This is a genomic window from Halonotius pteroides, from assembly GCF_003605635.1.
GTDB classification, from domain to species: domain Archaea; phylum Halobacteriota; class Halobacteria; order Halobacteriales; family Haloferacaceae; genus Halonotius; species Halonotius pteroides.
Genome location: NZ_QMDW01000001.1, coordinates 57,521 through 79,744 on the forward strand (window position 1 = coordinate 57,521; position 22,224 = coordinate 79,744).

A 22,224-nucleotide genomic window follows, 5' to 3' on the forward strand; every position below is an offset into this window, starting at 1 on the left:
TGTCGGCTCCGGACTGGGTGCATCAATAGCACGGAGACTCCCAACCAGTGAGTGTGAACAATGGAACGACGTTTTCTCCATGGTAACCGTCTGTACGTCGATGCCGTGTAGTTCGGGGTTATACTCGACGTACTCGCACAACCGCTCGAAGGCCCGCTTGTGTCCACACAATGCACCAAGAGACTCAGTAGCTACATCAGGGGTGCCAGATCAGGAAGATGTGTTCAATCCGCGTTGAACCCATCGTAAGCTACAGGCCTTCGGTATCTGAATCGGTTAGCAGATGCCTCAACGTGAACACGCGACAACACGTCGGCATGGTGCTTTGTTGAGCGTGAGTCTTCCCGAACAGCGTCAGCAGCGGTACCAACGAGCGTTCCCCATCCGAAGAGGTGGCGTGTGACGCTGTTGGCCGGTGCTCAGCCGAGCTGGTTCCCACTGGCTCGCGAGGAGGCTCGCGGACTACTGACCGCCAAGGGGCCGTGGATTCTCGCCGTACTGCTCGTCTTGTGGGGCTACCGACCGACCTACGTCGGTTGGCAGGGGCTAGGCTCGAACATGACCATCGGCTTTCTCCAGACCGCCGGATCGTTTCTTCTCCCACTTGGTGTCCTTCTGTTGAGCTATCGGTCAGTTGTCGGCGAACGAACCTCGGGGAGCCTGAAGTTCGTCCTCGGCTTGCCGATGACTCGGAGTGATGTTCTCGTCGGGAAGGTTCTGGGCCGCAGTGCTGGCATCGCAATCCCAATCTCGGCCGCCGCTGTCACCCTTGGTGTGATCGGCCTCATTCGGTTCGGAGCCTTCTCGCCGCTGTTGTTCTGTGGTGTCCTACTGTCGACAGTGGTGTATGTCATGTCGCTGGTGTCGGTGGGGACGGCTCTCTCTGCGGTCACAACGAGTACTGTCCGGGCCGCCGGTGCCGCGTTTGGGGGTGTCTATCTCGTCTTCACAGCCTTCTGGACAAAGTTCGCCGAGATAATATACGCGACTGTCGGTACTGCGCCCCCGGAGACGACTGTTGGTACAGCATCAGTCAACACGTTCAGCGCGCCGGCCGACGGGCTGTTTTTTCTGCTTCTCCGGCTCTCCCCCGGGAGAGCGTATCGCGTCCTGACAAACTGGTTGCTCGGTGTTGGGAACTCCGGTGGGAGTTTCGACGCCGTCATTACGAAGCTCGAAACCCCGACGAGCATCACCATCTACACCGTCGAGAGTGCGTTCCACGGACAAACACCACCGGCCTACCTCCACGAGCTCTCAGGGGTCGTGATACTCCTCTGTTGGTTGCTGGTACCGCTGGGGGTCGCTCGCTATCGGTTCGAGCGTGGTGATCTGGTGTGACAGTCCCAGCTATCAAAACAGCGGGTCTGAGCAAGCAGTACGACGAGGTGACCGCTCTTGACGGCCTTGAGTTGACCGTCGAACAGGGGGAAGTGTATGGCTTCCTCGGCCCCAACGGGGCCGGGAAGTCGACGACTATCGGCCTCCTGATGAACTACAGCAAACCGACAGCTGGAACCGCACGCGTACTCGGCTTCGATCCGTGGACGGACGTGGTCGCCTGCCATCAACAGATCGGAATCCTCCCCGACCGATTCGATACCTACGACAACCGCTCAGCACGGCGGCATCTCCAGTTGGTTGCAGACACGAAAGGGGCCGACGCCGACCCCGCCGCGTTGCTCGAACGCGTCGGCCTCGGTGACGCCATCGACCGTCCGGCGGGTGAGTTCTCACAAGGAATGGAACAGCGGCTCGCCCTTGCGATGAGCCTCGTCGGCGACCCGGAGCTGTTGATTCTCGATGAGCCCTTCACCGGACTCGACCCCCATGGCGTGGCACTGGTTCGAGAGGTCGTTGATTCCGAGTCCGAACGCGGAACGACGGTGTTCTTTTCGAGTCACGTCCTCGGTCAGGTCGAAGTTGTCTGTGACCGGATCGGCATCCTTCACCGCGGACGACTCGTCGACGAGGGGACGCTGTCGGCGTTCCGTGAACGACTTGATCTCACGGCTGAGGCGACAGTCGAGGACGTTTTTATCCAGTTGACCGACGAGTCAGTTCAGCAGACAACGGATTCAGCTCGCCTCCGGGAGGAAGACCAATGAACCGACGGCACTATCTTGGCGTCGCGACGGCGACGATAGCCGGGCTCGCTGGCTGCATGGGTGACTCCGAATACACTATCACCAACATCGGTACTTCCGGTATGGCGGGGCCGCTCGATTACGATATCGAGGCGGTCGATACGGCTGTGACAGTCGATAGCCCTGGATCGCTTGATCTGACGGTTCGAAACGGTAGTGAAACGGCGGTCGAAATCAGCAACATTGGCGTCTGGCCATTCGGAATACTCGCTTTGGTGCCAGCCAAGGAGCACACGTTCAAGACGCTCTTGCTTACTGATGGATACGACGAAACCGACCATGTCGAGGTGACAGCAAACAGCACTAGGACGGACAACACCCGACTGGTTCGCAGTCTGGCTGCCAGCGAGTCAGTCACGAGGCGATATTTCGTTCATGGCAACCGTCTGTCCGGGAGCGGGAGGTATACTCTTGGGGACTACTTTGATGGCCCTCTACTCTCCTACCGCACCGACGACACCGGGAGCTGGATCGAACGCAATCCGACGGTTTCAGTGACCATCGCCGAACGCTCACTGTTGCTCTAACTGTTCGTGCTGGTCAAAGACCGAATGCTCAACAAGAGTTCGTCTGAAACCAATGACGGCGGTGTATAACCGGGGGGGGGGCTCAAAGATATCTCAATGAGCTACTGCTGTCAGGCGATTTCACTATTAGCTAAATACGGATGGTTCGCCCAGAGTGTCTCGGTGTTTCTGTTGGTGAGTACAGTAAGCCTTCGACGTATGCGACAGAGATCAACGAGCTATCAGCCGCGGAATTGTCAGTACTGCCTGTCCCCGCGCTCAACGTGCGAATCAGGGAGTCTTGCTGTCCCGAAAAGCTGTTCTCGCAGGGTCTGCTGTTGGGTGGTATCCGACGCCTCGGAGGGGAGGTGCCCACGTGTGCGCAGTTCTGGCACGAGTTTCGCACACACCCCTTGAAAGGTGCGTGGAACGGCAGGAGCCATGAACATAAACCCGTCCGCGCCAGCTTCCATCCATTGTTCCAGCTTGTCAGCGACCATACTGGGGGTTCCAATCAGCTCCGCGGTTGGGTACCGTGCGTATCGGACAGCTGCCTCACCAACCGTCCAACGCCGATCATCAGTTAGGAATGCCTGCAGTGCCCCTCTGATCCCCTCTGCGTTGATTGATTTCAGTTGAGCGTCGGTGTCGTACTGACTGTAATCGTGGTTGAGGTGGTTTGAGAGCCGTACGAGCCCTGTTTCGGGAGCGATCGTCTCAATGACCGATTGATGAAACTGCTCGGCGGCGGCAGTCGTTGACCCAACGTATGGTGTTACCGCCGGGTAGAGCCGATACTGGTCGCGACCGCGGTCGATGGCACGCGTTTCTGCCCGCATCTCGCTGGCATACGACCGGAACTCCGCCGAAGAAAGATGAAACGAGAACACTGCCTCGGCGTGACGAGCCGCAAACGCACGACCGCTATCGGACTGTCCGGCCTGAAAGAGAACAGGTGTCCGCTGGGGGGTCGGAGCACACATATGTGGCCCAGGAACATTGTACACCGGCCCGTCGTGATTGATAAATGACACGCTGTTCGGATCAGCAAACGTCTCGGTCGTTGCGTCCTGCAGGACGGCTCCCTCGGCCCAAGACTCCTCCCACAGTGCATAACAAACCTGCATGAACTCATCGGCTTGCTCATACCGCTCATCGTGGGGGATGTACTCTCCAACGACATTCTCAAACTCAAGCTGTCCGGCGGAGGTGACAATGTTCCACCCGACACGACCATCGGTGAGGTCGTCGATCGTAGAGAGTTTTTTTGCAAGCAGATAGGGGGGATACAACGAGGTTGATGCGGTTGCCACCAACCCGATCCGGTCGGTGACCGCCGCTAGCGCTGATAACAACGGCAACGGATCATTTTCGGGCAGTTGCTCACCACGCCGAACGGTCGGCGCGATCTCCCCCTGATAGTTGTTTGCAACATTGTATGCATCCGCAAAAAACATCCCTCTAAACCCGCCGTCTTCAAGCAGTTCTGCTAACTTCGTCCAGAACTCTATGTCAGTATACCCGTCTGGCTGCGTGTGCCCGGGGAGCTGCCATGCGTCCTCAACCGTCGGGGAGTGGCTGCAGTTGAGATACGCAAAAAGATCAAGCATACGATTTAAACGGTGTGTAGCTGATTATATCTCACGCTCTCTGTGAGTGATCGTTTTACTGGCTCTATGTATACCGGTTGAGTGGTTTATGTCAGCCGTGTATGATCGGTTTATACAGTATCAATCAATATCTTGATCGGCAACCGTTAGATCAACCTGATCGACGCCGCCGTGACTTACCTACGAGTAGCAACTATGTCGAATAGATGGTTCTGATACCACGATGACGGCTGCCGCTCAGACGGAGGACGATGACGAGCTGCTCGCGGAGGTGGTGGAGAAGTCAGCAGTTGGGATTGTAGCCTTCATCTCCGAGCGCCTTCTCCTATTTGTGGTTGCATATGCCGTCGCTGGTGTATCGGGGGCGGCGGCGTACGGCTTTCTGTCCGTATTTATTCGTGGGGAGACGATCTCACGGAATCTGGTCGCCGGGATCGGCGACGGATACACTAGAATCGTTCCGACTGTCTCATCGTCAGCACAACAGACGCTGATGAGCGCAGGTACCGTTGGATACGTTTGTATCTGGATTGTTGTCGCGATGCCGGTTATCATGTTTCGAGACCGGCTCGTTGAGCTGACGCTTCTCCAGCCGCGTCATGAAGCTGTCGTCGTTATATTTGCGGTCGGGTTACTGCCGTTTCTGCTGCTTCGAGATCTTCGAGATATGTTCAGAGCACTACGCCGCATCAGACTCGCCATGTTGGTGTCGCGCGTTTTTGCTCCGTTAGCACTGTTAGTCGGCGTACTGGCGATTAGTGTTGGTGGGATCACCAGTTCACTGTTGAACCTGTGGGTGGGGATCGTTGGAGCTGTCGTCCTACTGGTGGCGATCGGCACGTGGCTGCTGTTTCGGTTTACCGATATTCGATTCGGCTCGCTTAGATCACACCGTGGGGTCGTTCAGAGATTCCTCACATATGCCGCGAGTACGACCGGGGTTGCGGTACTAGAGCTTGTCCAGCGGCGAGCTGTGTTTGTGGTTATGAGCGTGTATCTCTCGCCGGTTGTCGCCGGCGCGTTTAGCCTCTCAGTAGTGGTTGCACTCATCGTTCGGTGGCCATTGAGCGGTGTAAACGGGATTCTGCCACCGATAGCCGCGTCGCTTTACAACGACGGAGACACCCAGCGGCTACACCGACTCTACCAGCAGACGAGTCGGCTGGCGATCGTCGTCACAACGCCGGTATTTGTGGTTGGATACACGTATGCTCCGGAGTTACTCGGCGTCATAAGCGACGCATACGCCCAACAGGCGGCGGTTCTGCGTGTGGTGCTTGGTGCGCAGTATGTTGCGACCATCTTCGGGAGTGTCGGTCTGCTGTTGCTTATGACTGACAATGAGCGAGCGAGTCTACTCACACAGGTGTTCAATGCTGCTGTCGCACTTCCGCTGATGGTGACGTTCACGACGGGCTACGGGGCAATCGGCCTGGGAGTCGCCTATCTGCTGTCGGTGGTGCTCAACAACACCACCGAGTTGGCAGTGTTGTACTTCCGCGACGGATTGACACCGTTTAGCCGACAGCAAGTGTATGCTATTGCTCTCTCGTGTCCGGCAGTATACGCGTGCCAGGTAATAAAATCGATAGCTGGGATTCGGGTAAGTCTGGTTTTCGTATCGCTTGCGGTCGCTGTATATCTGTGGTTCGGCAAACGAGTTCTGCTTCGGTCAGTAGATATGAGAGCCATGCGAGCACTGATCGCTGAGTGACGGAATAATCACAACACACTGACAGGCTGAATATCGAGCCTCCGGTCTTCATCGGCAGTGTGCCGCACCACGCCAAATCAAGGGCTTGCGGACACAACTCCAGTTGGTTGCCGGACGCATCCTCCTAACAACCGAGTTCCAAACGTGTCACGGCGGAATGTGCCGCGAGCACTGTTGCTACTGACACCCTCCGTAGAGAGTGTTATAGAGGAGTCCGCATTGTCTGTTGAATCAGTTCTACGGGTTGAAACTACGGCACAGTTAGTACACGCTGTTCTAAGCCCGTTCTAGCCGTGACAAAAGAGCAGTTCGGCGGCGTTGTTGACGAGGAAATCGTGCGAGGAGTGGCTGAATTGGTCGCTGAGTGGCAGTTGCCACCGCCCCGTGCTGCTGGAAACTGGACAACAGTAGGAGTGGGTAACGTCGGTGATATGTCGATATAGACACAACATGGTCGAGTATACGACAGATAGATACCTCAAAAGCACATAGGACGTATGTACGCAACGTAACTACCACGCTGTGCCGTGCGTGTGGCCTGTGGTACGGAGCACAAGACACCGACAACAGATAGAAACCATATGACCGACCAAGCGCAAACCCACTCACAACCGTCTGGAACGCAGGAGAAAATCCTGCAGCTTGCACAGGAAAATCCTGAACTGACCAACGCCGAGATCGCCGATCGGATCAACGGCCGTGTGGCGACCGTTCGTGACACGCTCATCACATACGATGAGCCAGCTGAAACGAGTGACAAGCCACCGACAGAGATCTCGAAACCGGTCGATTCGGCGTCGTTTAACGCGACCGAGTCCGCTGTCTTGGAGTATGCGCTTCGCAATCCTGCAGCAACCAATGCAGAGATCGCCGCTGCCGTGGATACACACGTCGGGTTGGTTCGTGATATTCGAGACGAGCACGAGGCGACTGCAACGCTGCCAGATGATGGCCGCTCTGTAAGCAGCACGGAGACTGATCAGGCGGACTCGTCGGCAACCACACAGGAGGAACTATCAGAAATCGAAGAAGAGATACTGGAGGCAGCCACAAACAATCCGGAGTATTCGATCGCTGACATCGCCTCGGATGTTGGTGCGCGTATCCCACTTGTCAGAGATACCTTGGCTGCTCATCAGGTGTAGTACACCACGCACGACAGCCTAATTCAACAGTAGGCTCAACCACCGCAGCCTACGAACGTGACATCCTCCGCGTCGTGAACGACGCGGCTTCCCGTACCGCAACGGTGGGATATCTGCTGGTCTACGGTACTACCTGTTCTGTGGGACTATTTCACCCGTTGATTTGTCGAACAGGTAGACCGAGGGCTGTGTCAGACAGCCGTTACTCCTATCCTGAGACGGATTCGGAGTTATCTTTTGTCTAATATTCTCTGCGCCATTGCAGTCGGCGTTGGCTACCAGTCCGCAGGAATCGCACACGTTCAACACGGTTGCTGTCGGTTATATCTCCGCACTCACAGCAGGTCTTTGAGGTATTCCACTCGTTTTCTTTCAGCACCTCAATACCGTGTGCTTCGCCCTTGTAGTTGAGATACTGATACAGCCGGTCAAAGGCCCATGTATGCAACCACTTGTTCGCCGTCCTCCCGAGATCGTCCGACCGGACATCTTCGGGCCAGCCGACGACAAGCGTCCCGACGCCACGCTCCACACACTCATTGATAATAGAAAACTCGATTGCGGTCAACGGTATCTTACTGCTCAACCGCGTTCTCAAGATGATCAACCGCATCCGCTGGGTGTTCAACGTGCTCGATTCCATAGATACCGTCGATTTGGTGGGTCTCGATTCCAGCAACCGGTTTCCCAAATGTGAGGGCGTGGCCCATCTCCGAAAGCGTTCCTGGGCCACCGTCAACTGCGACAACACCGTCTCCGTTCATCACGATCACCGGATTACGTGCGTCGTTGATTCCGGTTGCAATGGCCGTCTCAACGTACTGGTTTGCCGTCTCAGGATTTTTCCCTGGAATGATGCCGATCGTCTGCCCGCCGGTTTGTTGGGCACCCTTACACACCGCTTCCATAACACCGTCGAGGCCACCACAAACAACCGTATGTCCACGCTGTCCGATCTGCTCTCCAAGCTCTTCGGCGATGGCGTACTCTGCTTCGGTGACAGAACTCCCACCGATAACACTGATTCGCATGGGAACTGTACTGCCGGCACCCTCCTGATTGTTTCGTCGTGACCGCTCTGGCTACGATCGATTGGACACTGGATGCTATGGACGGGTGCAAATATCTCTCTGATTCGATTGGACTATACCATAATTTGTGTAGCCTCTGTATCAAAAGTCACATACTTGCTGTATTCGACCGAAGTTATCAGACATCACTAATAATATTTTTTACTTTTGCAGTCGCGGTGTCCGGCCACCCGGAACACTCAGTCGTCCCCAGATGCATGAGACGGCAGGCCTCGGCCGAAAGGGTTCCGCTCATCGAGACGACTGGCCATGTGCGTTGTTCCCACGAAAGCGTCCACGATGCTGCCGGTGTAACCCGCAGGTAGCGGATCGTTTCTGTTGGAGTTATATCATCGACAGCATGCTGCTCCCTCCCGGCAGTTGTCGTATCATCCACCACGACAGTTGCTGTCGGTTCAATATACTCGCTGGTCTGTAGTGTCTCGAGACACTGTGCCAGCGACTTCGCCTTCCATGTCGCGGTACAATGTGTCGCGAAAGCCTCGATATGAACTGTGGGCGATACCGGGATGGTCTGCTCGCCGGTGCCGCCGTTCCGATCGGGCATACCATCCAGTCGGGCCGGAGTCATAAGAACACTCTTGACGGCTGTCTCAGGTCGGCTGCGGAGCTATGTACTCTCTGTATCTGTGGTCGATTCGCCGGGCTCCGCGTAGACCGCCTCAAACCGCTCAGCAGACGCTGTCAGATATGTCGCGTTGTCGGTGAAAACTTCGATTGTCGCCGTGGTCGGTGCCACATCGTGGAGCAGGGGGCCGATCGAACTGTAGTCGACATCCCCACTGCCAACCGAAATGTGTGTATCGCCTCGGTGTCGTGCACCGTGAACATGGAGATGCTCGACGAGATCACCGTACGAAGCGATGAATGAGGCGATGCCGTCGGTGCCCGCTTCGAGATACGCATACCCGACATCAAGACAGATTGCTGCATCTGCTTTGGCGGCCGCTGCACCAACGCGGTCTAATGACAGCCCGCCGGCGTATCCCAGCGTTTCAAAACAAACGGTAATATCGTTGGCTGCACCGCGGTCGGACAGCTGTGTCATCCGCTGTATAAGCGTATCGTCTCCAACACCGCGGGTGCGAGGATGTGCAACAGCGGTTGTTGCGTCGATCGCCGCAGCTGTTTCGAGCACCTCCGCAAGATACTCTTGTGTCGCCATATCAATCCGTTCGACCGGCGTGGCGAGCGGTTGTCGGTACGGCAGGTGGACAACTGCACCGAACCCGTGTGCTGTAAGATCGTCAGCCAGCTGGTCGGCGTCGACAACCGCCAGCGGGCGTTCGCCCTCACCGATCGCGAGTTCGACAAACGAGAATGAGTCCGGCAGTGCATCGATACGATCCACATACGGGCCGACTGAGACACCGATATCCATGCGACTAATTCGGCTGAATGGTATAAATCACCACGGCTTGCTCAACACACAGAACAGCTGATCTGCCACGCCTGCTGTGAACGCGTGACAGTCTTCGCGTGGTAAACGACGCCGCTTCCAGTACGGCGGTGGGATCTCTGGCGGTCTATGTCACCGGATCAGACAAGCTCCTCTGTGAGTTGACTACATCAGCCACCAACAACAGTGAACAGCAGTAAATTATGCACGCCCGGGCCGAATCCGACGGCGGCAACAAAGCCCAACAGCGCGTATCCCTCGGTTGGCTCAGCATCGACATACTCCCGGAAGAGGACAACGACCCCGGCGGCAACACCGAGTTTTACAAGCACAAACAGCCAGCCAACGCCGATGGTCTCGGCGGTTGGCAAGGCTGCCGCCGACTCAATGATCACCCGCGACAGCGGTGTGCGCTCGCCGAACCCCAACACGTCAACGCCGATGGCCGTCGAAATACCATCCAGCGTGTGGCCGAACAGGGCAAGCAGGCCGACCACCCCGGTTGTCGCCGTCGCCGCCGGTCGCAGTTTCCGCAGTCCAACCCAGCCAGCGGCGGTCAGCGCGACCGTCAACAGCAGCCCAGCGGCCGGCCACATCGGCGCGAGCGTCCCACGAGCCAGTCCGGCGCGCAAGGCGACGGCGACTGTCACAAGCAGCACGACGATCCCCCCGCCAGCAAGCACCGGTGGCACCCGCATTGGGCGAACGGCGTCGACAGCGAGCCAGCCCACGCCGGCCAACACCGCGGTCGTGAGGTACACCGCGGCTGTCCCGCCAAACGGGGCGATGACCGCTGGCAGGCCATCGATCCCGTAAAGCACGTGCAACGCCGAGCCGACCGCCATCCACGGCGTCAATGAGAGGACGTGGCGAGCCGTAACCGGCGGCCGTCGTCGGGCGAACCCGACGCTGACGGCGAATCCACCGGCAAGCAACATGAGGGCGTAGGGCAGCGGCGGGAGACTGAAGCCGGCCGGAAGCAACACCATACCCTCGGTTTCGGTGAGTCGGTGGAAAGAGTTGTGATCGCCGGCGTTGCGCGTTGCCCACCGGTGGGGAGCTTTTTGCCGATAGGGGGTCTCCAGGGCGTATGAAGCGCGCCGCCCTCGCAGCAAAGATCGACCACACTGTTCTCGGGCCGACAACGACGGCCGGCGACGTTGCACGCGTCGTCGACGAGGCCACCGAGGCTGGCATGAACGTCTGTATTCCGCCCTGTTATCTCGACAGCGTCGCCAGCGACGCCCCGGATGCGCTCACCATCGCCACGGTCGTCGGCTTCCCACACGGCCAAGCCGATCCCGAGATCAAACGCGAAGCCGGCTCGGTTGCGTGGAAGGCTGGCGCGGACGAACTCGACGTGGTGCTCAATGTCGGTCGCCTCAAAGCCGGCGAAGACGACGCCGTTGCTGATGAACTCCGCGCGGTCGTCGCCTCGGTACCGATCCCGGTGAAGGTCATCATCGAAGCGGGCCTGCTGACCGACGACGAGACACACCGCGCCTGCGAGGTCGCCGTTGACGCCGACGCCGACATGCTGAAAACATCGACCGGCTTTGCCGACGGCGAGCCGAGCGGGGCGACGGTCGCGGCTGTCGAACTCATGGCCGACTATCTGCCGGTCAAGGCCAGCGGTGGGATCAACGACTACGAAACGGCGATGGCGATGATCGAGGCTGGTGCCGAACGGATCGGAGCCTCCAGTGGGCTCGCGATCCTCGATGGCGCGCCGTCATAACCGAGGGGGGCCGAAAAGCCAACCTCTTAGGGTGCCGCCCGAATTGAACTCGGCAATGAGCGATTCCCCCTCCGATCCCGAGGATTCCGTCCGGGAGGCCGTCGAGCGATCCCGCAGCGGCGCGCCGGCGGTCGGCGAGGTGCTCCGCGATCGGTTTTCCGCCGATGAGGTGTTTCAGCGTGTGGTGGCCGCCGCCGACGAGGAGATCACCTCCGGCGTTCGGGAGCTGTTTTTTAGTGCGGTCGCCGCCGGCTTTGCGATCACGATCACGTTTCTGTTGTATGCGTCGCTGTCAGCGGCCAGCGACAACCCGCTTATCGGCGTCATGCTGTACCCGCTTGGTTTCATCTATATTATTATCGGTGGCTACCAGCTGTACACCGAAAACACGCTGCCGCCGGTCGCGCTGACAATCGAGCGATTGGCCAGTGTTCCGACGCTGTTGCGCCACTGGCTGATCGTACTGACGGGCAACTTTACCGGCGGGGCGATCGGCGCGGTCGCCTTGGCCTACGGCGGGGTCTTTGATGCGAAAACGACGACGAAAGCCATCGAGCTGGCCGAAAAGGGGGCTTTCGAAACCGGGTGGTGGTCACTGTTTTTCAAAGCGGTGTTCGCGGGGCTGATCGTCGCCGGCGTTGTCTGGGTTGTTTTTTCGGCGACCGATACGGTCTCTCGGCTGCTCGTCGTCTACGTTGCCTTTCTGGCGATCCCACTGGGGAATCTGTTCCACGTTGTCGTCTCCTTTACCGAGGTCATCTATCTCGTCGCACTCGGTCGGCTTGCCCTCCTGCCGGGCGTCACCGAGTTCGTGCTTCCGGTCTTGCTTGGCAACACGCTTGGTGGCGTTGTGTTGGTCACGGTTGTCAACTACTTCCAGACGAGCGAACGACGACTTGAAAACGCCCGCTTCGAGGGACTGAGTCGACGGCTCACGCTTCCCGAGTGGGCGTTCGGTCGGTTCGCCGGGCGGTCGTACGTGCCGATTCTTGATTCGGTTGAGGCGACGCTCGTTGGCGAGGATCGCTACCGGGTGATGGTGCCGATCACGAACCCCCGAACCGACACGGAACTCGTTGAACTCGCCGCCCGGATCGCCAGCCAACAGGACAACGCAACCGTCCACGTCGTCCACATCATTCAGGCCCCCAAACAGCTATCACTGGTCAGCGGCGGCAACGTCGAACGGATCGAGGCCGAATCAAACAAGCGCATGCAGGAGATCTACGCCCTCGGCGATGAGTGCGAGGTCGATATTACCATTACCTCGCTGGCGAGTCATCACGCCTTCGAGGAGATCTTCGATATGGCGCGTCGAACCCAACCGGAGCTGGTCGCCATGGAGTGGGGCGACGATCAGCTCTGGCACGCTGCCCGCGCTGAACGGCCGTTGGATGAGATCACCAATCAGCTCCCCTGTGACTTTGCGATCTTCAAGGATCGTGGTCTCGACCCCGCCGAGATCCTCATCCCGACGGCTGGCGGCCCCGACTCAGGACTGAGTGCGGAGATCGCCGCCGCGTTGCAGTCGGCGGTTGGGGCATCGGTGACGCTGTTACATGTCGTCGATGATCCGAGCGAAACGGCTGCCGGCGAGGCGTTTCTCGACAGTTGGGCCACCGAACACGGGCTTGACGACGCCGAGCGGATCGTCGACACCGGCGGCGATATCGAGGCGGCGATCAAGCGAGCGGCCGACAGCGCAACGCTCGTTACCATCGGCGCGACCGAACGCGGCCTGGTCTCCCGGCTCGCGAGCGACTCCCTCCATCTTGATGTTGTCAACGAGGTTGATTGCTCGGTGCTGCTGGCCGAACGCCCCTCCTCGCGGTCGATCCTGAAGCGGCTGTTCGGGAGCGGGCAACGCGAGAAACCACAGTCGGAGATCACCCCCGGTAGCGACAATGCCAAGACCGGCGGCGACACGGTAGCAAAGAGAGACGAGTAACCGATCGTCAGTCGTCGCCGTCGCCTCGGGGAAGCGCGATAACGGGCCGGTCTGCGTTGGTAACAAGCTTGATCGAGAGATCACCCGAGAGGAACTGCGCAAGTCGGTTGCCACCACGAGAGCGGTAGGCGATCGCGCTGGCGTCGATCTCGGCGGCTGTCTCAAAGATCGCCGCCACAACATCGTTGTTGTACGCTGTGTGGAGTGCCGCACCAGGGAACTCGGTTCTGAACGCCTCGACAGCCTGTTCGGCGATCGCCTCAGACTGCTCGACCGGTGTTTTATCGGGGGAACCAGCACCTTTCTCGACGACATGGAGAACCGTCACCCGGTCAGGGGCGTATGGCGCAAGCGCGTTGGCGGTGTGTTTGGCATCAGCCTCCGTGGCGACGGGGACGAGGACGTGTGAAAGCATCTCGGCCTCGGTAGCTGCTGAACTGTCCATGCCAACATCACCGAGAGCGGTTTGATAAGGATTGTGTCAGAACCGGACAGCCTGCAGCCGAACCGATTAAGACCGGCGGCCGCAACCACTCCGGTATGTTGAATCGCCGTCTGTTCGGTATCTCGTCTGCATCGGCCATGTCAGATTGTCTTTATGTTATCCCCCGACGACCCCACTGCGATCGGGGTGATCCTGATGAGTGATGACGAACTCGCCAAGGATCTGACGCTCACATCAGCACTCACCATTGGCATCGGAACGATGGTCGGCGCGGGCATCTTTGTGTTGCCGGGCACGGCCGTCGAGATGGCGGGCCCGCTGTCGGCCGGAGCGTTCATTCTCGGCGGCACCATCGCTATCTTCACCGCACTGTCGGCCAGCGAGCTCGGGACGGCAATGCCCCGCTCCGGCGGCGCGTACTTTTATGTGAACCGTGGGCTTGGGCCGCTGTTTGGCTCCGTCGCCGGCTGGGGGAACTGGATCGGCCTTACCTTCGCCTCGGCGTTCTACATGTTTGGGCTCGGCGAGTACGTCAACGCCTTTGTTGCCGTACCCGGCCTCACGGTCGGCCCGTTGTCGCTGTCGGGTGCGAAGATCGTCGCCCTGCTCGGCGGGACGTTCTTTGTCACGGTCAACTACGTCGGCGCAAAAGAAACCGGCAAACTACAGAACATCATTGTCTTCATTCTCCTCGGCATTCTCACGGTGTTCACGCTATTTGGGCTCGTAAACGCCGATATTCAGACCCTGCGGCCGTTCGCGCCTGACGGGCTCACCCCGTTGTTGCCGCTAACGGGCATCATCTTTGTCTCCTATCTCGGCTTTGTCCAGATCACCTCCGTTGCCGAGGAGATACAAGATCCCGGGCGGAATCTCCCGATTGCGATCATCGGCAGCGTCGTCATCGTGACGGCGATCTACGCGCTCGTCCTGTTGGCTGTGCTGGCGGCCGTCCCCAACGAGGTCGTCGCCGGCAACGACACCGCTGTCGTTGAGGTCGCTCGAATACTGATTGGGCCAATCGGCGCGGCCGCCCTGCTGTTCGGTGGGCTGTTGGCGACAGCGTCCTCGGCCAACGCGTCGATTCTCGCATCCTCGCGGATCAACTTCGCGATGGGGCGGGATAAGATCGTCTCGCCGTCGCTCAATGAGGTGCACGAGCGGTTCGGCACGCCGTACAAATCGATCGCGCTGACCGGCGGGCTAATTCTGTTGTTCATCGTCGTTGGCAATCTGCAACTGCTGGCGACGGCGGGCAGCGTCCTCCATCTGGTCGTCTACGGCCTGCTCAACCTCGCGTTGATCGTTTTTCGTGAGGGCGATCCCGCCGAGTACGACCCGGAGTTCACCGTGCCGTTGTACCCGGTGACGCCGATTCTTGGAGCGGTGCTCTCGTTTGCCCTGATCGCCTTTATCGAGCCGTTTGTCATCGCGCTGTGTGGATTGTTTGTCGCTCTGGCATTGGCGTGGTATATGCTGTATGCCCGCTCGCGGACGACGCGAGAGGGTGTCCTCTCGGAGTATATCCTCTCGCGCTCCGAGAAGATGCCCGACGCGGCGGTGTCGGCGGCGAGTTCGGTCAAGCCTGACGGCGGCGAGTACCGGGTGATGGTGCCGTTGTCGAACCCCCGCACCGAACGCGACCTCATCGAGTTAGCGAGTCTCATCGCGAAAGCCAAAGGCGGCAGCGTGTTGGCGACACATATCGTCCAGGTTCCCGATCAGACGCCGCTGTATGCCGGCTCCGACCACGTCGAGCGGATCGATGCCGAATCGGAGAAACTCCTGGATTCGGCTCGCGAGAACGCCAAGACGTTTAGGGCCGACGTTGAGACAAAAACGATCGTCTCCCATCGCTCCTTTGAGGAGGTCTTCGATGCCGCTCGAACCAACAATGCCGACCTGGTCGTGATGGGGTGGAGCGGCAACTCGCCGCTGTCGGCTGGCCGCGTCGAGAGCCCACTTGATGAGTTGACAAGCAGCCTCCCGTCTGATTTCCTCGTAATGAAGGATCGTGGCTTCGATCCCTCGGACGTGCTGGTGCCGACGGCAGGTGGGTATAGCTCCGATCTCAGCGCGGAGGTCGCCGAAGTCCTGCTTGACAACGGCAACGACGTGTCGCTGCTGTACGTCGCCGACGACGAGTCCGAACAGGCAGAGGGTGAGGAGTTCCTCTCAACGTGGGCTACTGATCACAGTCTTGAGGAGGCGAATCGGATTGTCGACACGGCTGGCGATGTCGAGGACTCTATCGCCCGCCACGCTGAGAGCCGATCGATGGTCATCATCGGCGCGACACGCGAGGGCCTGCTCTCACGGCTGATGCGTGGCTCGCTGGCCTTCGAGGTGCTCAATGATGTCGACAGCACCGTTCTGTTGGCTGAACGCCCGCAGAAACGGTCGATCATCGAACGGCTGTTCGGGTAACGCTCGTTAACGGCTGTTCGGGCGACAACGCTTCGTTTTGCCGCTGCTCGTTGCTGGCCGACCGGGCGCAGTCAGTCCCGATCCGCAAGTCCACCGACGAACAGCGCGAGAACAGGGACGATCTCCAGCCGGCCGACCCACATCAGGAAGATCATGACACACTTCGAGATCGGTGAGAAGTCAAGATAGCTGCCGAACGGCCCAAGCGAACCGAACCCCGGTCCGATGTTACCAAGTGTCGCCAGCGACGCGCTCAGTGCTTCCAACACCGACAACTCATAACCGATCCGCGCGGAATCCAGACTCAAAAAGACGGCTGCGATGAAAAACAACAAGATGTAGAGCATGGTGAAGACGACGATACCACGAATCGCGTCTTCGTCGACGATGCGGCCGCCAAGCCGCACCGGCTCAACCGCGCTCGGATGAAGCGTCGTATACAGCTCCCGTCGGAGTGATTTGATGACGACCAACCAGCGAATAATCTTGATGCCGCCACCCGTTGAGCCCGCCGACCCGCCGATGAACATCGCAAACATGACCACGAGTTGTGCGTGGGGATCCCACTGTGCGAAGTCAGCGGTCGCATACCCGGTTGAGTTCAAAAGCGAGCCGACCTGGAAGGCTGCCTGACGGATCGTGTTTTCGGTGAGCCCGGTCGTTACACCACCGATTTCCAGCGGGGGGGCTGCCCCACGAGCGAGAACAACCGACAAAACGGCAATCAACACGGCGATTGCGCCGGCGTAGGTGCGGAACTCCGGGTTGTCGGCGAGCGCGCGCCACTCCCCGTGAACTACCTGCCAAAACAGCGCGAAGTTGACCCCGGCGATCACCATGAAGGGGATGAATACCCACTGGACGATGCCACTGAACGCTGCGATGCTGTCGGCTTTCGTTGAGAAGCCGCCGGTCGGCAGCGTCGAAAAGCCGTGGGCGACGGCGTTGTAGAGGTTCATCTTCGGAGCCATCCCGGTCAGATGGAGCCCATAGAGGATGGCAATTAGGAGGAGTGTAAAGCCAAAATAGATGAGCCACAGCGCGCGGGCGGTTTCGGCGATCCGCGGCGTCAGCTTCTGTAACTCGGGGCCGGGAGCCTCCGACTGCATCAACTCCGCGCCGTTGACCGCCAACTCCGGGAGAATCGCGATCATCAGCACGATGATCCCCATCCCACCGAGCCACTGCGTCAGTTGTCGCCACAGCATAATCGCATGCGAGTGATCCTCGACGCTAATGCTACCAAGGACGGTCGCGCCAGTCGTTGTGAACCCGCTCATCGACTCGAACAGCGCATTGATAGCCGAGCCGAGGAGGGCACCCGTCGATGACGGATCAAGCCCGATTGTCGACTCCGTCCCGTAGCCCGCAACTAGGTACGGTACCGCACCGACGGCTGCCGCACCAAACCACGCGAGTGACACCAACAACAGGGCTTCGGTCGGGCCGATATCGGGGTCGGGATCGAGCCGTTCGAGGGCGATGCCGGCCACCAGCGCGATCATCAGCGAGGCCCCAAACACCCAGATATCGTCACCGTAGACGACCGCAACGATCAGCGGAACCAGCATCGTCAACGCGAGGTATTTGACGATTGTGCCGAGGAGGCTCACGCTGGCCCGCCAGTCAAGATAGAACGTCATCGGCGTCTCACCATCGTCGGCATCTATCGGTGGACTGCGCGTCGGCTGTATAATACTTCTGTCCCGCCGGTGGCGTCGCGGCTGTGTTGCTGACGGTGGCCACTGTCAGCAGACGGTCGGCATGCAAACAAATGACACGTTGAGATAATAGATCGCCGTGTTGATATATATAGAGTATGTAGCCGACGGCGGACGGGAGACTGTGCTCACTGAACTGATCCTCTATACCGGTATTGTCGTTGGCACCGTACTGCTAAGCTACTTTGCGCTCGGAGTGCTCGCCTACATCGCCTACACACCCCACCAAGCCGATTCGAAGGCTGAGGATGTGACGTTCGTGGTTCCGACGATCGGGGCGGCCGCCGTTCGGGATTCGTTGTTTGAGTGTCTTGCCCACCACACCGAGAAATTCGCCGACTATGATATCTATGTGGTTACTGATGAAGGCGCGGATCTGGAAGCGGAGCTCCGCGCCTACGACGGCGTCGAAACGATGGTTGTCCCCGACGAGTACGACCCCACAGCCGTCGCCAAAGGGCGAGCAATCCAATACTTTATCCAACAGGTTGTTGCCGACAATCCGGATGGGTGGTATTCGTTTATCGACGACGACAACCTGGTTCGCGGCGAGGAGTTTCTCTATGAGATCCCGTATTACGATGCCCGCGGCTACGGCGCGATGAACTCCGTGCTCACACCGCGGCAGGGTAACTCCGCGCTGACGTACGTGATGGATCATATCCGCCTCCTCGACGATCTCACCGTTTTTCGGGCGTTCACCGGGCTGTTCAAACGCCCCTACATCGGGTTTCATGGCGAACTACTGACCGCCCGCGGCGACGTACTGCGTGATGTCGGGTTCGATCGTGAATCCATCGTCGAAGATTACGCCTTTGCCGCCGAGTTGATCAAAGCCGGCGTGCCGACATGGCAGTCGGCGACACGGGTGTCGATTCTCTCGCCGCACAGCGTGACCGACCTGCTCAAACAACGATCGCGGTGGTATATCGGCACCTGGAACCTGTTGTGGCAGACCTCACCGGTGACAAAGCTGCTCACCGGCACACGACTGCTGTCGTGGACGGCTGCCATTGTTGCCGGGCCGATCGCGTTTGTCGCCGGCCAGATCGGTGGCGACCTCGGGTTGCCGTGGCTCTTCCAGGTCGCACCGTTTCTCGCCGGTGTCGTCTACGGCGGCACGTACGCGTACGGAGCGGTTGGGCTCGGTGGCTGGACGCGGCTTCGGATGGTGGTGTCGATCCCGCTGTGTGTAATCTGTGAATCTATCGCCCCGATCTATGCTGTCACCGTTGCCGACCGCGATTTCACCGTGATCAACAAAACCGATGTCGACGACGGCGATAACGCCAACACCATCCCCAACGAATCGCCTGCCGACTGAAAGGGTATCACCGATCGTGGTGTCGCCGGTAGCTTGTGCCGTCAGTCCCAGAAGGACTGCGTTCGAGCGTACTGTCGTTCCTCGGCGAGAATATCCCGGTAGAAATCCGCTTCGTCCTCGCGGAAGTTGTTGATAATCCGCGCGGCCGTATCCGGCCCGACGCCGCGAGCAGCCAGCGCGATGACAGCCTGCTTGCCGTGGCTCTGGACGAGGTTGGCCGCCCGGTAGGCCCGCTTGGTTTGTCGCTCCTGCTCGTCGTCCTTCTGGTCGGCTCGCACCGCCGCGACAACCGCCTCAGCCCACGGGTTCAGCGCGGCGATCCGCGTTGAGCCACACTCAGGGCACTCGGGTTGCTCGCGGACGCGCCGCACCTTCGTTGTGTGCTCCCACTCCGTGCAGTGACAACAACACAGCAGGATCCGATCGTTCCGCAGCCGCGTTTGCAGCGTCTCGATAACGCTGGCATCGGCGTTTTCCGGCACCAACAGCTCTTGACCGTGTGTTGATCCCGAACTCCCAAGCGGCGTCGCCTCGCCAACGAGCGCAATATCGATCTCACCAGCCTGCAGTCGCCGGAGCACGTCGGCAGCGGCATCGACGGCGAGATCACGATGAAACACCTCCCGGAGGGCCTCCTCGTAGACCGGCGTGTCTTCCAGTGCCTCCAGCAGTCGGTCGCCGCCAAAGCGGCCGCGACCCTGATACCGTTTTAACGAGCCGAACTTCGCGGCGACCTGTGTGACAGTAAATTTCAGCGTCTCCGATCCTTTCAGCGCAAGCTCAAGATAGTGTTCGAGATGGTCGGGATCGGTCGACAGCAATACATCGCGGAACGCCGAGAGGCCGACGCCGGACGGCACCTCGAATTCGATCCGATATGGATCGACGCTCATCCCGACCGACGAGCCGGTGCGCTGGCCAACCAATGCCGCTAACAACCGGCCCAGCGTTTCGTTGATCTCGTGACCGTAGGGACTGTTGAGCCGCACCGTACTGGCCTGTGCCTCAAGAACGAGCCGTGACGCCGTCGGGATCGGGTGGTCGCTTTCGATCTGTCGCTCGATGGGGTCGAGTGCGGTTTCGATAGTCGTGCTGTCGGCCGGATACCGCGGTGCGAGATCGCGGGCGACGGCGTCGGTTGCTGCCCCGCGGGCGAACTGCTCGCCGGCGATCTCGCGGAGCTCGCCGCCCTCATTTGCGACGGCTGCGGGGACAGGGATCTCTTGGCCAACCCACGAGGGCACCTCGCCGCCAGGGTCGGCGATCGGCGCGACATTGACGCGGGCGTCATCCTCGTCGATATCGTTGATCCGCCACATCTCCCCGCGCTGGATGAATGTCTCGCCGGGGGCGGCGAAGTTGACGACGAACCGTTCGTCGAGGGTGCCGATCTGGGTTCGGGCAGACATATCGTAGACCTCGTAGCTCTCCTCGTCGGGGATCATCGAGAGGTTTTGGTAGAAATACTGCCACGTCCCGCCGGCGGTTTCCAGCCGGTCGGCGTCCTCATCGAGCCAGCAGAGACGATTGCTGTGGAGTTCACGGACGACAGCGCGGAACCGCTCTTCAGCAAGCTCATGGAAGGGTGCGGCGCGCCGACAGATCTCGTAGGCGGCTCGCGCGCTCACGTCATCGAAATCCATCAGCAGCCCGACGAGCTGGTTGGCGAGGACATCGAGGCTGCCGTGGTGGATCGCGGTCGACTCGACCAACCCTTCGCTCGCTCGACGCGCGATGGCAAGCGATTCGACCGTGTCGTCGGGATCGGTGGTGATCACCGTGCCCTGTGAGACCTGATCGTGGCGATGGCCGGCCCGGCCAACCCGCTGGAGCAGCCGGGCGACTTCCCGTGGGCTCCCGTACTGGACGACATGATCGACGCGGCCCACGTCGATGCCGAGCTCCATCGAGGACGTACAGACGAGCCCCGCGAGGTCGCCGTTCTTGAACCGATTCTCAACGTCGATCCGCACGTCTCGGGCCAGCGAGCCGTGGTGGACTTCCAGCGCAACATCGAGCTTCTTGAGCCGTGAGCCAAGCGCCTCGGCGGTCTGTCGAGTGTTGACGAACACCAGTGTTGATTCGTTGTCAGCGATAGCGTCGCGGATCGTCCGGACGTGACTCGCCATCTCCTCGGTCGTTGCCAACTCACCGGCCAATCGCTCGTCTTCGGGTGTGACCTCGGGACGTCTAACGGTGAACTCGACACGGCTGCCGACATCGACGCTGATGGTGTCGAAGCTTCGGTCGACGCCAGACGGTGGTTTGCTGTCGAGACCGGTTTCGGCGGCCGGCGGCTTGTCGCTGCCGCGCTTGCCGGTCAGAAACCGCCCGACTGCCTCGGGATCGCCAACCGTCGCCGAGAGACCGATCCGTTGGAAGCCACCAGACAGCAGTTGGAGGCGTTCAAGCCCGACCGTTAACTGCGCGCCGCGTTTCGACGCCGCGAGTTCGTGTACCTCGTCGATGATGACGTGTCGCACGTCGCCGAGCGCATCCCGAAGTTTCGACCCTGTCAACATCGCCTGCAGCGTTTCTGGCGTCGTCACCAACACATCCGGCGGGTCGTCGGCCTGCTGTTGTCGCTGGTAGTCGGTTGTATCGCCGTGTCGTACGTCGATCTCCAGATCCAGCGTCTCGCCCCACCAGTCAAGTCGCTCCCGCATATCGCGATTCAGCGCGCGCAACGGAGTAATGTAGAGCGCGGCAAACCCGTCGGTCGCCCCGTGTGTTGCCCGGTGGGCGACGAGTGAATCAAAGACCGGTAACATCGCCGTCTCGGTTTTCCCGGTGCCGGTCGGCGCGAGGACGAGCGCGTTGTCGCCGGCGGCCAGCGGCGGGATCGCGCGTCGCTGTGGCTCGGTCGGCTGTGAAAAGCCGCGGTCGGAGAGCGCCGCCCGAACGGTGTCACCGAGGTGTTGAAAGGCGTCTACACCCGCCTGCGACCCCGAAAAACTCATTAGCGAATACAGGGCCGCGAAGCGATTAAGCCCACTGCTTGGTGGATCT

General features: G+C 59.7%; 17 protein-coding genes and 1 pseudogene. 9 read left to right on the top strand and 9 right to left on the bottom strand.

Features of this window, described 5'->3' with window-relative positions:
• Positions 1 to 399: 399 nt before the first annotated feature.
• The 3 genes from DP106_RS00305 to DP106_RS00315 are packed head-to-tail and all read left to right on the top strand — an operon-like array spanning position 400 to position 2,674.
• Entirely contained in the window at positions 400 to 1,341 is a 942-nt protein-coding gene (locus DP106_RS00305; protein WP_240625291.1) for an ABC transporter permease subunit, read from the top strand.
• Positions 1,338 to 2,108, top strand: coding sequence for an ABC transporter ATP-binding protein (locus DP106_RS00310; protein ID WP_120082514.1), 771 nt, complete (start codon positions 1,338 to 1,340; stop codon positions 2,106 to 2,108). The genes DP106_RS00305 and DP106_RS00310 overlap by 4 nt, the downstream gene beginning before the upstream one ends.
• On the top strand, positions 2,105 to 2,674 hold the full coding sequence (locus tag DP106_RS00315; RefSeq protein WP_120082515.1) for a hypothetical protein: 570 nt from the start codon (positions 2,105 to 2,107) through the stop codon (positions 2,672 to 2,674). Before DP106_RS00310 ends, DP106_RS00315 begins: the two co-directional genes overlap by 4 nt.
• Positions 2,675 to 2,910: 236 nt before the next feature.
• On the opposite strand, the gene DP106_RS00320 is transcribed toward DP106_RS00315, so the two are convergent.
• Positions 2,911 to 4,263 (bottom strand): NtaA/DmoA family FMN-dependent monooxygenase, encoded by a 1,353-nt coding sequence (locus DP106_RS00320; protein ID WP_120082517.1) that lies wholly within the window; start codon positions 4,261 to 4,263, stop codon positions 2,911 to 2,913.
• A gap of 223 nt (positions 4,264 to 4,486) precedes the next feature.
• On the opposite strand from DP106_RS00320, the gene DP106_RS00325 reads away from it, so the two are divergent.
• Both DP106_RS00325 and DP106_RS00330 read left to right on the top strand, forming a co-directional pair.
• On the top strand, positions 4,487 to 5,977 hold the full coding sequence (locus DP106_RS00325; RefSeq protein ID WP_120082518.1) for a lipopolysaccharide biosynthesis protein: 1,491 nt from the start codon (positions 4,487 to 4,489) through the stop codon (positions 5,975 to 5,977).
• Between the two features lie 581 nt (positions 5,978 to 6,558).
• Positions 6,559 to 7,122 carry a winged helix-turn-helix domain-containing protein gene (locus DP106_RS00330; RefSeq protein WP_120082519.1) on the top strand — a complete coding sequence of 188 codons (564 nt, stop codon included), beginning with the start codon at positions 6,559 to 6,561 and terminating at the stop codon, positions 7,120 to 7,122.
• Positions 7,123 to 7,251: 129 nt separating this feature from the next.
• On the opposite strand, the pseudogene DP106_RS00335 reads toward DP106_RS00330, so the two are convergent.
• The 5 genes and pseudogenes from DP106_RS00335 to DP106_RS00355 all read right to left on the bottom strand — a co-directional run.
• Positions 7,252 to 7,672: pseudogene (locus DP106_RS00335) on the bottom strand (zinc ribbon domain-containing protein); the annotation flags it as partial.
• A gap of 25 nt (positions 7,673 to 7,697) precedes the next feature.
• Positions 7,698 to 8,153: a TIGR00725 family protein gene (locus DP106_RS00340; protein WP_120082520.1), complete on the bottom strand. Its 456-nt coding sequence runs from the start codon at positions 8,151 to 8,153 to the stop codon at positions 7,698 to 7,700.
• 178 nt (positions 8,154 to 8,331) lie between these two features.
• Positions 8,332 to 8,760, bottom strand: coding sequence for a hypothetical protein (locus DP106_RS00345; RefSeq protein ID WP_120082521.1), 429 nt, complete (start codon positions 8,758 to 8,760; stop codon positions 8,332 to 8,334).
• 63 nt (positions 8,761 to 8,823) lie between these two features.
• Entirely contained in the window at positions 8,824 to 9,594 is a 771-nt protein-coding gene (locus tag DP106_RS00350; RefSeq protein ID WP_120082522.1) for a sugar phosphate isomerase/epimerase family protein, read from the bottom strand.
• A 188-nt stretch (positions 9,595 to 9,782) separates the two neighbouring features.
• The gene (locus DP106_RS00355) at positions 9,783 to 10,601 is read right to left on the bottom strand and encodes a DUF63 family protein (RefSeq protein ID WP_120082524.1); all 819 of its coding nucleotides are present in this window, start codon (positions 10,599 to 10,601) and stop codon (positions 9,783 to 9,785) included.
• Between the two features lie 101 nt (positions 10,602 to 10,702).
• Between DP106_RS00355 and deoC the strand changes: the two genes are divergently transcribed.
• A complete protein-coding gene (gene deoC, locus DP106_RS00360; protein WP_120082525.1) occupies positions 10,703 to 11,350 on the top strand; it encodes a deoxyribose-phosphate aldolase in 648 nt (215 codons plus the stop codon).
• Between the two features lie 55 nt (positions 11,351 to 11,405).
• Complete coding sequence (locus tag DP106_RS00365) at positions 11,406 to 13,298, top strand: formate/nitrite transporter family protein (protein WP_120082527.1); 1,893 nt, start codon at positions 11,406 to 11,408, stop codon at positions 13,296 to 13,298.
• Between the two features lie 7 nt (positions 13,299 to 13,305).
• Here the strand turns inward: DP106_RS00365 and DP106_RS00370 are convergent, their stop codons facing one another.
• Positions 13,306 to 13,743 carry a universal stress protein gene (locus tag DP106_RS00370; RefSeq protein WP_120082529.1) on the bottom strand — a complete coding sequence of 146 codons (438 nt, stop codon included), beginning with the start codon at positions 13,741 to 13,743 and terminating at the stop codon, positions 13,306 to 13,308.
• A 195-nt stretch (positions 13,744 to 13,938) separates the two neighbouring features.
• Between DP106_RS00370 and DP106_RS00375 the strand changes: the two genes are divergently transcribed.
• The gene (locus tag DP106_RS00375) at positions 13,939 to 16,170 is read left to right on the top strand and encodes an amino acid permease (protein WP_120082789.1); all 2,232 of its coding nucleotides are present in this window, start codon (positions 13,939 to 13,941) and stop codon (positions 16,168 to 16,170) included.
• 71 nt (positions 16,171 to 16,241) lie between these two features.
• Here the strand turns inward: DP106_RS00375 and DP106_RS00380 are convergent, their stop codons facing one another.
• Positions 16,242 to 17,813 carry a TrkH family potassium uptake protein gene (locus tag DP106_RS00380; RefSeq protein ID WP_120082530.1) on the bottom strand — a complete coding sequence of 524 codons (1,572 nt, stop codon included), beginning with the start codon at positions 17,811 to 17,813 and terminating at the stop codon, positions 16,242 to 16,244.
• A 202-nt stretch (positions 17,814 to 18,015) separates the two neighbouring features.
• On the opposite strand from DP106_RS00380, the gene DP106_RS00385 reads away from it, so the two are divergent.
• A complete protein-coding gene (locus DP106_RS00385) occupies positions 18,016 to 19,215 on the top strand; it encodes a glycosyltransferase family 2 protein (RefSeq protein WP_165857779.1) in 1,200 nt (399 codons plus the stop codon).
• Between the two features lie 41 nt (positions 19,216 to 19,256).
• Here DP106_RS00385 and DP106_RS00390 read toward each other — a convergent pair whose 3' ends face one another.
• Positions 19,257 to 22,175 carry a DEAD/DEAH box helicase gene (locus tag DP106_RS00390; protein WP_120082533.1) on the bottom strand — a complete coding sequence of 973 codons (2,919 nt, stop codon included), beginning with the start codon at positions 22,173 to 22,175 and terminating at the stop codon, positions 19,257 to 19,259.
• Positions 22,176 to 22,224: the final 49 nt, after the last annotated feature.